The following is a 14,333-nucleotide window of genomic DNA, read 5'->3' as shown; positions in this document are numbered from 1 at the left end:
GTGAATGACGGTGCAGCTGCCACGGTGCTCATCAGACCACCGCCGCGCGGCGCTGGACGAAACGGTCGACGTACTCGTCGGCCGGCGAATGCAGGATCTCTTTCGGCGTGCCGACCTGGATCAGGCGGCCGTCCTTGAGGATCGCGATGCGATTGCCGATGCGTACCGCCTCATCCAGATCGTGAGTGATAAAAACGATGGTCTTGTGCAGGGTCTTCTGCAGCTCCAGCAACTGGTCCTGCATTTCGGCGCGGATCAGTGGGTCGAGGGCGCTGAAGGCTTCGTCCATCAGGATAATGTCGGTGTCCGCCGCCAACGCCCGGGCCAGGCCGACCCGTTGGCGCATGCCGCCGGAGAGCTGGTGCGGGTATTTGTTTTCATAGCCCTTGAGGCCCACGGTATTGATCCAGTGCAGCGCCCGTTCGGCACAGACCTGCTTGCTCTCGCCGCGCACTTTCAGGCCATAGGCGACGTTGTCCAGCACGCTCTTGTGGGGCAACAGGCCGAAGCTCTGGAACACCATGCTGATCTTGTGCCGGCGAAACTGGCGCAGGGCGTCCATGTCGTATTGCAGGATGTCCTCGCCGTCCACCAGGATCGCGCCGCTGGTGGGGTCGATCAGGCGATTGAAGTGGCGCACCAGGGTCGACTTGCCGGAGCCGGAGAGGCCCATGATCACGAAGATTTCGCCGGTGCCGATGCTCAGCGACAGGTCGTTGACCCCGACCACGCAACCGGTCTCGGCCAGCACCTGGTCCTTGCTCTTGTTCTGGCGAATCATGTTCAAGGCATCGGCGGAACGATTGCCGAAGATCTTGAACACGTTCTTGACTTCGATTTTGCTGATGGCTGTGTTGCTCATGGGTTCACCTCATGGCGTGGACGACCATAGGCCTGGGTAATCCGATCGATCACCACCGCCAGAATCACGATGGCCAGCCCCGCTTCCAGGCCGCGCCCGACGTTGAGGGTCTGGATGCCCACCAGCACGTCTTCGCCCAGGCCACGGGCACCGATCATCGAGGCGATCACCACCATCGACAGGGCCATCATGGTGGTCTGGTTGATCCCGGCCATGATGCTCGGCAGCGCCAGCGGCAATTGCACGCCGAACAGCTGCTGCCAGCGATTGGCACCAAAGGCGTTGATCGCTTCCATGACCTCGCGGTCGACCTGACGAATACCCAGATCGGTGAGGCGGATCAGCGGCGGCGCGGCGTAGATGACGGTGGCGAAGATCGCCGGCACCTTGCCCAGGCCGAACAGCATCAGCACCGGGATCAGGTACACGAAGCTGGGCATGGTCTGCATGATGTCGAGCAGCGGCATCAGCACCGAACGCAGGCGATTGCTGCGCGCCGAAAGGATGCCCAGGGGAATGCCGATCAGCACCGAAATCACGGTCGCCACCAGCATCAGTGCCAGGGTCTGCATCAGCTTGTCCCACAGCCCGACGGCGCCCACCAGAAACAGCAGGCCGACAATCACCGCAGTGGTCACCACCTTGCGTGTCGCATGCCAGGCAATGCCGCCGACAATGGCCAGCATCAGCCACCAGGGCGCCATGCGCAGCAGGCCTTCGAGGTTGACGATGGCCCACAGCAGGGTGTCGGAGATGTGGCGGAAGACATCGCCGTAATTGGTCACCAACGAGTCAACCCAACCGTTGACCCAGTCGGCGATAGAAAATGTGAAACGCTCAGGAAACATAAGCAACTCTCGATCAAGGGGGGATGTGGCGTCGCTTGCGGCAGCCAGTGCTGACGGCCGCAAAGGCTCTACCTACAAGGCCGCGTCGATTTTCCTGGCCGCATCGTCGCTTACCCATGCATGCCAGACTTCAGGATGTTCCTTGAGAAAAATTTTCGCCAGTTTCGGCGATTCGATGCGTTCCTTGGTCATCCGCGCCAGGTTCTGGTTCAGCAGATCGATCGGCAGGTTGACCTTCTCCAGCACCGAGACCAGCTCCGGCGCCTGCTCGTGGAACACCTTGGACAGGCCGACCTTGATGGTCACGCTTTTATCCACGCCGGGTTTCTCCTCGAGCTTCACCAGGTCGACCTGGCCCATCAGCGGCGTCGGCGACCAGTAGTAAAACAGGATCGGCTCGCCACGCTTGTAGCTCGACAGCACAGCGGCATCCAGGGCCGGGCCGGTGCCCGGGCGGAAGTTGGTGTAGCTGTTTTCCAGGCCGTAGCTCTTGAGCATTTCGCTATTGTCCAGCTCACAGGTCCAGCCGGCCGGGCAGTTGTAGAAACGGCCTTTGGCAGGCTCTTCCTGGTCCTTGAACACTGCTGAATACTTGGCCAGGTCGGCGATGTTCTTCAGGTCCGGCGCCTTGGCTTCCAGCTTGCGCTTGGCATCGCCCTCGATCACGTAGCGCGGCACGTACCAGCCTTCGACGGCACCCACCACCGGGGCGCCGACACCCACCACCTTGCCGGCCTTCTCGGCCTTGTTCCAGACTTCGCTGCGGCCTACCCACTCCTCGGCGAACACTTGAATGTCGTTGCTGCCCAGGGCGTTCTCCATGGTGATGGAGTTGCCGGGCAAGGTATCGGTCTTGCAGTCGTAGCCTTTTTCCAGCACCAGTTGCAGCACGTCGGTCAGCAACATGCCGCTTTCCCAGTTCAGCCCGGCGAACTTCACCGGTTTGCCGGATTCGCACCAGTCGGCGGCCTGGGCAGCACCGGCACTGGCCAGCAGGCCCATGGAAAGCAGAGTGGTCAGCAGGGTCTTATTGACGCTCATTGTGTGACGCTCCTAATCATGAATTGGCATACGGCAGTCAAGAGGCATCCAGCCCTATCCACGTCCAATCAGGCTCACACCGCACTTGCGCGGGCCGCCCCACTCAGCTTTTGTTCGGTGACCGCGTCCTGCTCTACCGGCAGGATCAGACGATCGGGTACCGCGCCATGCCATTTCCTGGCGGCGAAGTAATACAGCGCTGCCGGCACCACCAGGCCGATGATCCAGGAGATATCGGTGTCCCCCAGGCTCGCCACCAGCGGACCGGTGTAGAAATGGGTGGAGATGAACGGCATCTGAATCAACACACCAAACACGTAAATGCTGATGCCCATGAGGTTCCAGCGCCCGTACCGGGCATTGGGGTCCGAGAGCGCGGGAATGTCATAGCGCTCTTTGGTGATGCAGTAGAAGTCCACCAGGTTGATCGCGCTCCAGGGCGTGAAGAACGCCAGCAGGAACAGGATGAACGCCGAGAAATCCTTGAGGAACGAGTCCTTGCCCAGCAGTGCCAGGGACGCCGCGATCGAGACCATGATGAAGATGTACAGCAGGCGCACGCCGCTGCCGATGTGCCGGCTGCCACGAAAGCCGCTGATGATGGTGGCGATCGACATGAAGCTGCCGTAGGCGTTGAGGGTGGTCACTGTCACCTTGCCGAAGGCCACGGCGAAATACAGCAGGCCGGCAACGATCCCGGTGCCACCCAGGCCGACGATAAACGACACCTCGTGGTGGGCGAACTGCGAACCGGCCAGGGCCGCCGCGAACACCCCGAACACCATCGCCGCCTGCGCGCCGATCACCGAACCCAGGCCCACGGCCCAGAAGGTCTTGACCGCCGAAGTGCTGCGCGGCAGATAACGCGAGTAGTCGGCCACATAAGGGCCAAACGCGATCTGCCAGGATGCCGACAACGACACCGCCAACAGAAAGCTCGAAAGAGAAAAATGCTTGTTCCCCAGCAACGCGCCAATGTCGTTGCCGGACAGCAGTTTGTAGAACAGGTAGATGAAGGCCACGACCCCCAGCACGCTGGCGACCCGGCCAATGCCGTGAATCACCCGGTAGCCGAAGATGGTGAAGACCATGATCGAGCCGGCAAACAGCACGATGCCGACCCAGTCCTGGACCTGCAGCAGTTGCGCCACCGCTTGCCCCGCCAGCAACGAACCGCTGGCCGAGAAACCGATGTACATCAGGCACACCAGCACCAGGGGAATCACCGCACCGTAGACACCGAACTGCACACGGCTGGAGATCATCTGCGGCAGGCCCAGTTGCGGCCCTTGCGCCGCGTGCAGCGCCATGACCCCGCCGCCGATCAATTGCCCAAGCAACAGGCCGATCAGCGACCAGAACACATCACCGCCCAGCACCACGGCCAGGGCCCCGGTGACAATTGCAGTGATTTGCAGGTTGGCACCCAGCCATAGGGTGAACTGACTCAATAGACGACCGTGTCTTTCCGCTTCCGGGATGTAGTCGATCGAACGCCTTTCGATCAACGGTTTACTGCTTGCACGATCATTCGATAAAGCCATTTACGTCGAACCTCTATGGGCACTGCAGACGATTTGCTGCTCCGACAGGAGCGTTTTTTGTAGCGGCGGGAGCCGGTGAACCGGCCCCCGCGATACGGCTTACTGGCCGGTGATCATCGGCAGATTCAGGCCTTGCTCCTTGGCGCAGTCGATGGCGATCTGATAGCCGGCGTCGGCGTGACGCATGACACCGGTGGCCGGGTCGTTGTGAAGCACGCGCGCGATACGCTCGGCAGCCTCATCGGTACCGTCGCAGACGATGACCATCCCCGAGTGCTGGGAGAAGCCCATGCCGACGCCGCCACCGTGGTGCAGCGAGACCCAGGTCGCGCCACTGGCGGTGTTGAGCAGGGCGTTGAGCAGTGGCCAGTCGGACACGGCGTCGGAACCATCCTGCATCGACTCGGTTTCGCGGTTCGGGCTGGCGACCGAACCGGAGTCCAGGTGGTCGCGACCGATCACGATCGGCGCCGACAGCTCACCGCGGCGCACCATTTCGTTGAATGCCAGGCCGAGCTTGGCGCGCTGGCCCAGGCCGACCCAGCAGATACGCGCCGGCAGGCCCTGGAAGCTGATGCGCTCGCGGGCCATGTCCAGCCAGTTGTGCAGATGGGCGTCGTCGGGGATCAGTTCCTTGACCTTGGCGTCGGTCTTGTAGATGTCCTGCGGGTCGCCGGACAGCGCGGCCCAACGGAACGGACCGATGCCACGGCAGAACAGCGGACGGATATATGCCGGTACGAAACCCGGGAAGTCGAAGGCGTTTTCCACACCCTCTTCCTGAGCCATCTGCCGGATGTTGTTGCCGTAGTCGAAGGTCGGAATGCCCTGCTTCTGGAAGTCGAGCATGGCCTTGACGTGCACCGCCATGGATTGCTTGGCAGCCTTGACCACGGCGGCCGGCTCGGTCTTGGCGCGAGCGCGGTACTCGTCCCAGGTCCAGCCGGCTGGCAGGTAACCGTTGAGCGGATCGTGGGCGCTGGTCTGGTCGGTGACCATGTCCGGGCGCACGCCACGCTTGACCAGTTCCGGGAGGATTTCCGCGGCGTTACCCAGCAGGGCAATGGAGATGGCCTTGCCTTCCTTGGTGTATTTCTCGATGCGGGCCAGGGCGTCGTCGAGGTCGCGGGCTTGTTCATCGACGTAGCGGCTATTGAGGCGGAAATCGATGCTGACCTGCTGGCATTCGATGTTCAGCGAGCAGGCACCGGCCAGGGTCGCGGCCAGCGGCTGGGCGCCACCCATGCCGCCGAGGCCGGCGGTGAGGACCCAGCGGCCTTTCAGATTGCTGTTGTAGTGCTGGCGACCGGCTTCGACGAAGGTTTCGTAGGTGCCCTGGACGATGCCCTGGCTGCCGATGTAGATCCAGCTGCCGGCGGTCATCTGGCCGTACATGGCCAGGCCCTTGGCATCCAGTTCGTTGAAGTGCTCCCAACTGGCCCAGTGCGGTACCAGGTTGGAGTTGGCGATCAGTACGCGCGGTGCGTTGCTGTGGGTCTTGAACACGCCGACCGGCTTGCCCGACTGCACCAGCAGGGTTTCATCGTCATTGAGGTTGGTCAGGCTCTCGACGATCTTGTCGTAGCACTCCCAGTTGCGCGCGGCGCGACCAATGCCGCCGTAGACCACCAGCTCTTTAGGGTTCTCGGCGACTTCCGGATCGAGGTTGTTCATCAGCATCCGCAGCGGCGCTTCCGTCAGCCAGCTCTTGGCGGTCAGCTTGTTGCCGCGGGCAGCGCGAATTTCGACGTTCCGGTATTTCGTAGGTTTGTTGTCAGTCACGGAAAAAATCCTCAGCAATCAATCCAAACCAACCCAGGCAGTGGGCCAGCGAGCCTGCGCGCAGGGGTTGCGCTACAAGCGAATCAGCAATGGCGCGAAGAGGAAATCACCTCACTCTTACGCACACATCTTTACTTGTACATACAAGCATATGCAATCAAGCGGCCAACTCGGGAAACGACTACCGAAGAAAATTCGATGCAGGCGTGCACGCCTTGAAAATAAAGGCTTTGCGCAGAGGTGATTTTTTTCGCGGGATTATTCGAGGGTGGTAACGGCTGTTACCAAAGCGTGGTTTTGCGCCACGCTGGGGCGTTCGGTAACAAACTGGTGCGCGATTGGGAAACGCCAATCCCACAAAATCTGTAGCGCTGCAGGGCTACGGTTTTTAGAGGTGGGTGAGTTCGATTACGCAGCAGCGGCCGCCGATGGCGACCTCCAGCAATGAGACATTGCCGTCCAGTTGCAGGCAATCGTGGCAACCCAGCTCCTGCAACGCGCCGTCATTGATCGTGACCTGCAACTGCTCAGCCACGCTGAACACCAGCAGGGTGCTGGCCTGGCTGAAGAAACGCTGCTCGCCTTCGAGCCATTGCAGGCGCGCTTTATAGCGGTCGGCGGCGTAGATCAGGTTGAAGTCGCGGATCGGACCGTCCAGCAGGTTGCAGGTCACCTGGCTCGCGCCACTGAAAGCGAAGGGGTCGAGGGGCAGCAGCGGGCGTGTCTCGTGGCCATCCACCGTCAGCGCCATGCCGCTGCCTTGCAGCACGGTGATGATCCGCTGGTAGCCGGCAAAGCTGGAAAAACCACCGGACTCACCGATATCGGCAATCGACAGGCGCCAGCCAAACCCTTCCAGGCCAACGCCGGCATCACGGGTGATTTCTTCGGTACTGCCACCGCCGTTCTTCCACGGCATGCGCGGGTAGTCGGTCGCGCGCAAAAGTTTCAACTGGGTCATTTATGAAAGCGTCCTTCCAGACGATGACGGGAGCCGGGGTGGATCAACCGCGCCGCGGTCACTGGCTGGCGACCGGACCAGGTGCGGCGCCGGATCAGCAGGCACGGCTCGCCGCGCTCGATCTGCAACAGCCTGCACTCCTCGGCCTCGGCCAGAATCGCCTCGACCACATGCTCGCCCTCGGTCAGCGGGGCCACCTGGTTCAGGTAGGCGTAGGGGGTTTGCAGGGTGAAGTCTTGCTTGAGGTACTCCGGCGCCACCAGGGCGTTGACGAAGCGGTCTTCGATTTGTACCGGAATATCGTTTTCGAAATGCACGATCAGCGAGTGGAACACCTTCTGCCCTTCGCGCATGTCCAGGGCCACGGCGCGTTCGGAGCCGGCGGCCTCTTCACCCAAGGTGATGACCTTGCAGGTGTGGCGATGGCCACGGGAGGCAATCTCGTCGGCAATGTTATGCACTTCGAACAGCGCCGACTGGCTCTTGGGTTCAGCGACGAAGGTGCCGACGCCCTGCATCCGAACCAGCATGCCCTCTGCAGTCATTTCGCGCAGGGCACGGTTGATGGTCATGCGGCTGAAACCCAGCTGATTGACCAGTTCACTTTCCGACGGAACGCGGTAGTGCGGCGGCCAGTTTCCGCTCTCGATCTGCTGGGTAATCATCTGTTTGACGCGGGCGTACAAGGGCGCCGGACTATCGCCCAAGTGGGCGGCCAGCGGGGAGTTGGCAGTCGGAATCGGCACAGGGAATCCTTGTTCGTGAATAAAGGGGGCTAGCTTGCCGGAGTTTACCGAGCAGGCAAACGTCTGTATATGTATATACAAATAACACACGATGGGGTGCTGAACCATGTCCGCCTTCTTTGCCGAACGCGCGCTGCTGCCTAATGGATGGGCCAACAATGTACGTCTTGAGGTCAGCGCCGACGGCCTGCTGACCCACATCCAGGCCAACGCCGATGCGCAAGGAGCCGAACGGGTCCAGGGCCCGCTGCTGCCAGGCATGCCCAACCTGCACTCCCACGCCTTCCAGCGGGCGATGGCCGGCCTGGCGGAAGTCGCCGGCAACCCCAATGACAGCTTCTGGACCTGGCGCGACCTGATGTATCGCCTGGTCGGCAAGATCAGCCCCGAGCAACTGCACGTCATCGCGCGCCAGCTGTACATCGAAATGCTCAAGGCCGGCTACACCTCGGTCGCCGAATTCCATTACGTGCACCACGACACCACCGGCCAGCCCTATGCAGACCCGGCCGAACTGGCGCTGCGTATCAGCCAGGCGGCCAGCTCTGCCGGCATCGGCCTGACTCTGCTACCCGTGCTGTACAGCCACTCGGGCTTCGGCGGCCAGGCACCCAATGAAGGCCAGCGACGCTTTATCAACAGCACCGAGAACTACCTCAAGCTGCAATCGCGCCTGCAACCGCTGCTGGCCGCACAGCCGGCGCAACGACTGGGATTGTGCTTTCACTCCTTGCGCGCGGTCACGCCGCAGCAAATCAGCGAGGTCCTGGCCGCCAGCGACCGAGAGTGCCCGGTGCATATCCACATCGCCGAGCAGCAGAAGGAAGTCGATGACTGCCTGGCCTGGAGCGGGCGCCGGCCGTTGCAATGGCTGTATGAAAACACTGAGGTCGATCAGCGCTGGTGCCTGGTCCACGCCACCCATGCCAACCCGGAAGAAGTCACGCTGATGGCCAGGAGCCGGGCGATTGCCGGGCTGTGCCTGACCACCGAAGCCAACCTCGGGGACGGGATCTTCCCTGCCGTGGACTTCCTGGCCCAGGGCGGGCGCGTGGGCATCGGTTCCGACAGCCATGTGTCACTGAGCGTGGTCGAGGAATTGCGCTGGCTGGAATACGGCCAGCGTCTGCGCGACCAGCGGCGCAACCGCTTGTATGGCGCCGATCAGCCGATGGTCGGGCGCACCCTGTATGACGCCGCGCTGGATGGCGGCGCCGAGGCGCTAGGGCAAGCCATCGGGGCATTGGAAGTGGGCAAGCGTGCCGACTGGCTGGTGCTGGACGGCAACGACCCGTACCTGGCCACTGCCGACGGCGACGCCATTCTCAATCGTTGGCTGTTCGCCGGCGGCGATCGTCAGGTACGCGATGTGCTGGTCAACGGCCAGTGGGTGGTGCGCAACGGACGCCATGCCGGGGAAGAAGAAAGCAACCGCGCCTTCACCCAGGTCCTGCGCGAACTGCTCAACTGAGGTCGGCCCCGCGCTCTTGCGGCGCGGGGGATCATTGTGGCGCGGGAGCTTGCTCGCGCCTGGCCGCACAGCGGCCACTCAGGCCAAACGGGCAATTCAACAGTCACCTGCCAATCGCCCTCGCCCCCAGCGTTACTTGGAATTCTTCGCCATCACCGAATCCGACACCCGCCAGATCAGTCGTGTGGTGTCGTAGCCCTGCTGGCGTGCCCGGCTCAGCAAGTCCTCACGAACCGTCTCGCTGACCTCCGGCTTGCGCGACAGCAGCCACAGGTAACGCCGGCTCGGGTCGCCGACAATGGCTGTCTTGTAGTCGTCGCTGACGTAAAGCACCCAGTAATCGCCCTTCGCGACCCCGGGTAGCAACCGGGAAAACCAGTTGTCGAACTCGACCCACAGCTTGTCGGTTTTACCCGGTACCTGCGGCGTCGCCGTGCCCCGCGCTTCTTCCCACTTCCACTCGGGCGTCAGGCAGCGGTTGAGCACCGCCACATTGCCTTCGGGCAACAGGGTGTAACGGGCTTCGGATTGCGCACAATTGCGCTGGAAGTACATCGGCAGTCGCGCCAGCTCGTACCAGGTCCCTTGGTAACGCTTGAGGTCGACGTGACTAACGGTCTTGGGCGCCAGCGAATCGTCCCGGGACGTGGCGCAGCCGGCCAAGAGCAGGCCGGCCAGAAGAGTGAATACCAAACGCATCATTATTTTTCTCCCGCGGGCACGTGGCCCCGGTTTACTTCAGGCCTTGCCCGGAAAACATCAGCACTTTGTCACCGGCGTACTGCACGCTGATAAAGCTGTTCTTGTCACCCCAGGTGCAGCTGGACATGCCCAGGGCGCCGGAGCAATCGGTCGGTTTGCCGAGCAGGTTTTCAACCTCGGCCTTGGGCATGCCCGCCGACAGCTTGGAATAGTTTTCCTGATTGACCTTGCTGCAGGCTGCCAGCAGCACGCAGAACGACAACAGAGCGAGGGAACGCAGCGACATGGTGAACTCCTGGACGGAAGGGGGAAGGCATGGCTGCCAACCAGAAGCTTAGAAGAGAAAACCCCGATCTGGTTCCCCATGACGGCGGGTATTTATTACCGGCAAAAAACACGATTTGCGTCACAAATCAGGCACTTTCCCAAAGCCGAAAGCATTTCGTCGGCTTTGCCGAAACTCGCTTCAGTTTTGACGCTGGCAAGTCGACATATAGGCAGCGAAAAGCCCTCCACTGTGGCAAATTAGCGCACCCTCGTTGACCAGCCTCTCGCGGTAGTTCATTTAATGACCAGAAACATGAAGTTCAGCCACAAGATCCTGCTCGCCGCCGCCCTTGTGGTCGCCGTGGCGTTCGCCTGTTTCATCCTGTTCAACGACTACCGTCAGCGCGCAGCCCTGCGCAGCAGCACCGAATCTTCCATGCAGGAACTCGGCAGCCTGACCACCAGCAACATTCAGACCTGGCTCGAAAGCCGCATCCAGCTCCTGCAATCCCTGGCCCAGCAGATCGCCGTGGATGGCAACGGTGGCGACAGCCTGCAACGCAGCGTCGGCCTGCCGGCTTACGCCAGCAACTTCCAACTCAGCTATTTTGGCGGCCAGGACGGGGTGATGTTCTCGGTGCCAGCCGGCAACCGGGCCGCCGACTACGACCCGCGCGCCCGGGGCTGGTTCAAGGCGGCCAACAGCGCCGGCCGGACCATCGTCACCGAGCCGTACATCGCCGCGTCCTCCGGCAAGCTGGTGATCACCGTCGCCACACCGGTGCAGCACCAGAACCAGTTTATCGGCGTGGCCGGCGCCGACATCGACCTCTCCAGTGTCAGCGCTATCATCAACTCGCTGAACTTCGGCGGCCATGGCCACGCGTTTATCGTCAGTGCCGACGGCAAGATCCTGATCCACCCGGACAGCAAATTGGTGCTCAAAAGCCTGGGCGAGGCCTACCCCAACGGCGCACCCGGCATCAGCCCGGGCCTGAAAGAAGTGGACGTGAACGGCAAACGCCAATTCATCTCCTTCACCCACGTCAACGGCGTGCCCTCGGCCGACTGGTACGTGGCGCTGGTGCTGGATCAGGACACCGCGTTCGCCATGCTCAGCGAGTTTCGCACCTCGGCGATCATTGCCATGTTTATCGCGGTGGTGATCATTATCGCCCTGCTCGGCATGCTGATCCGGGTACTGATGCAACCGCTGCACCTGATGGGCCGCGCCATGCATGACATCGCCGAAGGCGAAGGCGACCTGACCAAGCGCCTGAGCATCCACGGCCACGATGAGTTCGGCACCCTGGGCCTGTCGTTCAACCGGTTTGTCGAGCGCATCCACACCTCGATCACCGAGGTGTCCTCGGCCACCGGCCAGGTCAATGAAGTGGCGCTGCGAGTGGTCGCGGCCTCCAACTCGTCGATGTTCAACTCCGACCAGCAGGCCTCGCGCACCAGCAGCGTGGCCGCAGCGATCAACGAATTGGGGGCCGCGGCCCAGGAAATCGCCCAGAACGCCGCCCTCGCCTCGCAGCATTCCAGCGACGCGCGCAACCTGGCCGCCGAAGGCCAACAGGTGGTGGATCAGACCATCGCCGCGATGCACCAGCTGTCGGCCAAGATCAGCGACTCCTGCGGCAATATCGAAACCCTGAACAGCAACACGGTGAACATCGGGCAGATCCTCGAAGTGATCACCAGCATCTCCCAGCAAACCAACCTGCTGGCCCTGAACGCGGCCATTGAAGCGGCCCGCGCCGGTGAAGCCGGGCGTGGATTTGCGGTGGTGGCCGATGAGGTGCGCAACCTGGCCCACCGGACCCAGGATTCGGCGCAGCAAGTGCAGAAGATGATCGAGGAGCTGCAAGTGGGCGCGCGCCAGGCGGTGAGCACCATGACCGAAAGCCAGCGCGAGAGCGAAAGCAGCGTGGGCATCGCCAACCAGGCCGGCGAGCGCCTGGGCAGCGTGACCCAGCGCATCGGCGAGATCGACGGCATGAACCAGTCGGTGGCCACCGCCACCGAGGAGCAGACCGCGGTGGTCGAGTCGATCAATGTCGATATCACCGAGATCAACACCCTGAACCAGGAAGGCGTGGAAAACCTGCAATCCACCCTGCGCGCCTGCGCCGACCTGGAACAGCAGGCGGCACGCCTGAAGCAGTTGGTGGGTAGTTTCCGGATCTGAGTCCGTAGCCGCTGGGGGGCATCCGGGAATACGTCAGCGGTCGTGGGGGCCAGCGCAGCCTTCGGCAGCGGCTACAAAGCCTGTAGCCGCCATTCGGGCGCTGGGTCTATACCCACGCAACTGACACGGGTGTACCTCGACGACAGGGTCGAACGCAGCTTAAAAACGCGAGCCAGGCTGGCTCAGGAAGGTAAGTTCTTCAGCGGTGGATTCACGGCCGAGGATGGCATTGCGGTGAGGGAAGCGGCCAAAGCGGGCGATGACCTTCTGGTGCCGTTCGGCGTAATCCAGGTGGTCGGCAAATACCGGACGATCCTCCGCAGGCTGTTGGTCATGCAACGCAGCAAAGCGCGATACGCCTTCGTTCTGCACCGCCAGGTTTTCGCAATGCTCGAACACCAGGTAGATGAACGAGCGCTGCATGGGCGGCAGTTGCCGGTCAAAATCCGCGGCGATGCCCTGGGCCACCAGTGCTTGCGCACGCAGGTCACCGCTGAAGGCCTTGGGGGTTTCGCGAAAGATCATCCGTGGCAGTTGATCGAGCAACAACACCAGGGCCAGCCAACCGTGTGGGCCTTGCGCCCATTCGGTCAATCCGCCGGCCAGTGCCTGTTCGACCTGGGCCCCGAAGCGCTCGCGCGCTTCAAGGTCCTGGCTATCACGCTTGCCGAACCACAGCCCGCCCTTGTCCGCCACAATCTCGGCCGGCTTTTCGGCTGAGCCGAACCACCAATCGAGCAGGGGCTGCCAGGGCTGGGCCATGGGGTTATTCCTTGTGGTACGCGGTCACGCGGTCAACTTCTTCCTTCGAACCCAGGAACACCGCCACACGCTGGTGCAGGCCTTCAGGCTGGATGTCGAGGATACGCTGGTGACCGTCAGTGGAAACGCCGCCCGCCTGTTCCACCAGGAACGACATCGGGTTGGCTTCGTACATCAGGCGCAATTTGCCTGGCTTGGACGGGTCGCGAGCATCACGCGGGTACATGAACAGACCGCCACGGGTCAGGATGCGGTGCACGTCGGCCACCATCGCGGCGATCCAGCGCATGTTGAAGTCTTTCTTCAGCGGGCCGGTCTCGCCTTCCAGCAACTCGCTCACGTAGCGCTGTACCGGGGCTTCCCAGTGACGCTGGTTGGACATGTTGATGGCAAATTCCTGGGTCGATGCCGGGATGGTCATGTTTTCGTGGGTCAGGACGAAGCTGCCCATTTCACGGTCCAGGGTGAAACCTTTGACGCCGTCGCCCAGGGTCAGCACCAGCATGGTCTGCGGGCCGTAGATCGCGTAACCGGCAGCCACTTGTTGGGTGCCCGGTTGCAGGAAGGCTTTTTCGCTCAGGGCTTCGTTCTGGCTCAGGTGCTCGTTAGGGCAACGCAGTACCGAGAAGATGGTGCCGACCGAGACGTTGATGTCGATGTTCGACGAACCGTCCAATGGGTCGAATACCAGCAGGTAGGCACCTTTCGGGTATTTGCCGGGAATCTGGTAGGCATTGTCCATTTCCTCGGACGCCATGCCGGCCAGGTGACCGCCCCATTCGTTGGCTTCGAGCAGGATCTCGTTGGAGATCACGTCGAGCTTCTTCTGCACTTCGCCCTGTACGTTTTCGGTGCCCATGCTGCCCAGAACACCGCCCAGGGCGCCTTTGGAGACAGCGTGGCTGATTTCCTTGCAAGCACGCGCCACCACTTCGATCAGGAAGCGCAGATCGGCAGGAGTGTTGTTGCTGCGGGTCTGCTCAATCAAATAGCGACTCAGGGTAACGCGGGACATGGAAGGCTCCGGAGGATGGGGGACTAAAAACCCGCGCAGTTTAACGCGAGTCGAGGCGCATTTCCTCCTGTCAGACAGGGAACTGCCCAATAGAGTTCATGGACCGCTTTCAGCGTAGCTACAAAACAGCCTTTATGA

General features: G+C 62.0%; 14 protein-coding genes and 1 pseudogene. 4 read left to right on the top strand and 11 right to left on the bottom strand.

Annotated elements, in window-relative coordinates; translation table 11 throughout:
* Window positions 1-31: 31 nt before the first annotated feature.
* The 7 genes from MF4836_RS05035 to hutC form a co-directional block, all read right to left on the bottom strand.
* The gene (locus tag MF4836_RS05035) at window positions 32-862 is read right to left on the bottom strand and encodes a quaternary amine ABC transporter ATP-binding protein (RefSeq protein ID WP_020299502.1); all 831 of its coding nucleotides are present in this window, start codon (window positions 860-862) and stop codon (window positions 32-34) included.
* On the bottom strand, window positions 859-1,710 hold the full coding sequence (locus MF4836_RS05030) for an ABC transporter permease (RefSeq protein ID WP_078469419.1): 852 nt from the start codon (window positions 1,708-1,710) through the stop codon (window positions 859-861). The genes MF4836_RS05035 and MF4836_RS05030 overlap by 4 nt, the downstream gene beginning before the upstream one ends.
* Before the next feature lie 72 nt (window positions 1,711-1,782).
* Window positions 1,783-2,751: an ABC transporter substrate-binding protein gene (locus MF4836_RS05025; protein WP_078469418.1), complete on the bottom strand. Its 969-nt coding sequence runs from the start codon at window positions 2,749-2,751 to the stop codon at window positions 1,783-1,785.
* Window positions 2,752-2,825: 74 nt separating this feature from the next.
* A complete protein-coding gene (locus tag MF4836_RS05020; RefSeq protein ID WP_078469417.1) occupies window positions 2,826-4,295 on the bottom strand; it encodes a purine-cytosine permease family protein in 1,470 nt (489 codons plus the stop codon).
* A gap of 99 nt (window positions 4,296-4,394) precedes the next feature.
* Window positions 4,395-6,077: a urocanate hydratase gene (hutU, locus tag MF4836_RS05015; protein ID WP_078469416.1), complete on the bottom strand. Its 1,683-nt coding sequence runs from the start codon at window positions 6,075-6,077 to the stop codon at window positions 4,395-4,397.
* Between the two features lie 388 nt (window positions 6,078-6,465).
* Window positions 6,466-7,038 (bottom strand): HutD/Ves family protein, encoded by a 573-nt coding sequence (locus MF4836_RS05010; RefSeq protein ID WP_078469415.1) that lies wholly within the window; start codon window positions 7,036-7,038, stop codon window positions 6,466-6,468.
* Window positions 7,035-7,703 (bottom strand): histidine utilization repressor, encoded by a 669-nt coding sequence (hutC, locus tag MF4836_RS05005; RefSeq protein WP_238596131.1) that lies wholly within the window; start codon window positions 7,701-7,703, stop codon window positions 7,035-7,037. The genes MF4836_RS05010 and hutC overlap by 4 nt, the downstream gene beginning before the upstream one ends.
* A gap of 187 nt (window positions 7,704-7,890) precedes the next feature.
* On the opposite strand from hutC, the gene MF4836_RS05000 reads away from it, so the two are divergent.
* Window positions 7,891-9,255, top strand: a complete 1,365-nt coding sequence (locus tag MF4836_RS05000; RefSeq protein WP_078469414.1) for a formimidoylglutamate deiminase — start codon at window positions 7,891-7,893, stop codon at window positions 9,253-9,255.
* A gap of 132 nt (window positions 9,256-9,387) precedes the next feature.
* Here MF4836_RS05000 and MF4836_RS04995 read toward each other — a convergent pair whose 3' ends face one another.
* Window positions 9,388-9,957, bottom strand: coding sequence for a lipocalin family protein (locus tag MF4836_RS04995; protein WP_078469413.1), 570 nt, complete (start codon window positions 9,955-9,957; stop codon window positions 9,388-9,390).
* Window positions 9,958-9,988: 31 nt separating this feature from the next.
* Window positions 9,989-10,243: a lipoprotein gene (locus tag MF4836_RS04990; protein WP_020299511.1), complete on the bottom strand. Its 255-nt coding sequence runs from the start codon at window positions 10,241-10,243 to the stop codon at window positions 9,989-9,991.
* A gap of 29 nt (window positions 10,244-10,272) precedes the next feature.
* Between MF4836_RS04990 and MF4836_RS34880 the strand changes: the two genes are divergently transcribed.
* From MF4836_RS34880 to MF4836_RS36060, 3 genes and pseudogenes are all read left to right on the top strand, one after another.
* Window positions 10,273-10,500, top strand: coding sequence for a hypothetical protein (locus MF4836_RS34880; protein ID WP_153050192.1), 228 nt, complete (start codon window positions 10,273-10,275; stop codon window positions 10,498-10,500).
* A 25-nt stretch (window positions 10,501-10,525) separates the two neighbouring features.
* Window positions 10,526-11,560, top strand: a pseudogene (locus tag MF4836_RS36065) (HAMP domain-containing protein); the annotation flags it as partial.
* A gap of 93 nt (window positions 11,561-11,653) precedes the next feature.
* Entirely contained in the window at window positions 11,654-12,418 is a 765-nt protein-coding gene (locus MF4836_RS36060; RefSeq protein WP_421548313.1) for a methyl-accepting chemotaxis protein, read from the top strand.
* Between the two features lie 159 nt (window positions 12,419-12,577).
* Here MF4836_RS36060 and MF4836_RS04980 read toward each other — a convergent pair whose 3' ends face one another.
* A complete protein-coding gene (locus tag MF4836_RS04980; RefSeq protein ID WP_078469411.1) occupies window positions 12,578-13,180 on the bottom strand; it encodes a DUF924 family protein in 603 nt (200 codons plus the stop codon).
* Between the two features lie 4 nt (window positions 13,181-13,184).
* The gene (locus tag MF4836_RS04975; protein ID WP_020299514.1) at window positions 13,185-14,195 is read right to left on the bottom strand and encodes a class 1 fructose-bisphosphatase; all 1,011 of its coding nucleotides are present in this window, start codon (window positions 14,193-14,195) and stop codon (window positions 13,185-13,187) included.
* Window positions 14,196-14,333 lie beyond the last annotated feature (138 nt).

It is taken from the genome of Pseudomonas sp. MF4836 (genome assembly GCF_002018875.1).
Lineage (GTDB): Bacteria > Pseudomonadota > Gammaproteobacteria > Pseudomonadales > Pseudomonadaceae > Aquipseudomonas.
Note: the sequence above shows the minus strand (reverse complement) of the source record. Positions and strands in the feature narration are given on the sequence as shown.

Bases quoted from the DNA above. Each gene is read 5' to 3' on its own strand.
- MF4836_RS05035 (WP_020299502.1), bottom strand. From the start codon at position 862: ATGAGCAACACAGCCATCAGCAAAATCGAAGTCAAGAACGTGTTCAAG.
- MF4836_RS05030 (WP_078469419.1), bottom strand. From the start codon at position 1,710: ATGTTTCCTGAGCGTTTCACATTTTCTATCGCCGACTGGGTCAACGGT.
- MF4836_RS05025 (WP_078469418.1), bottom strand. From the start codon at position 2,751: ATGAGCGTCAATAAGACCCTGCTGACCACTCTGCTTTCCATGGGCCTG.
- MF4836_RS05020 (WP_078469417.1), bottom strand. From the start codon at position 4,295: ATGGCTTTATCGAATGATCGTGCAAGCAGTAAACCGTTGATCGAAAGG.
- MF4836_RS05010 (WP_078469415.1), bottom strand. From the start codon at position 7,038: ATGACCCAGTTGAAACTTTTGCGCGCGACCGACTACCCGCGCATGCCG.
- hutC (WP_238596131.1), bottom strand. From the start codon at position 7,703: ATGATTACCCAGCAGATCGAGAGCGGAAACTGGCCGCCGCACTACCGC.
- MF4836_RS05000 (WP_078469414.1), top strand. From the start codon at position 7,891: ATGTCCGCCTTCTTTGCCGAACGCGCGCTGCTGCCTAATGGATGGGCC.
- MF4836_RS04995 (WP_078469413.1), bottom strand. From the start codon at position 9,957: ATGATGCGTTTGGTATTCACTCTTCTGGCCGGCCTGCTCTTGGCCGGC.
- MF4836_RS04990 (WP_020299511.1), bottom strand. From the start codon at position 10,243: ATGTCGCTGCGTTCCCTCGCTCTGTTGTCGTTCTGCGTGCTGCTGGCA.
- MF4836_RS34880 (WP_153050192.1), top strand. From the start codon at position 10,273: ATGGCTGCCAACCAGAAGCTTAGAAGAGAAAACCCCGATCTGGTTCCC.
- MF4836_RS36060 (WP_421548313.1), top strand. From the start codon at position 11,654: ATGTTCAACTCCGACCAGCAGGCCTCGCGCACCAGCAGCGTGGCCGCA.
- MF4836_RS04980 (WP_078469411.1), bottom strand. From the start codon at position 13,180: ATGGCCCAGCCCTGGCAGCCCCTGCTCGATTGGTGGTTCGGCTCAGCC.
- MF4836_RS04975 (WP_020299514.1), bottom strand. From the start codon at position 14,195: ATGTCCCGCGTTACCCTGAGTCGCTATTTGATTGAGCAGACCCGCAGC.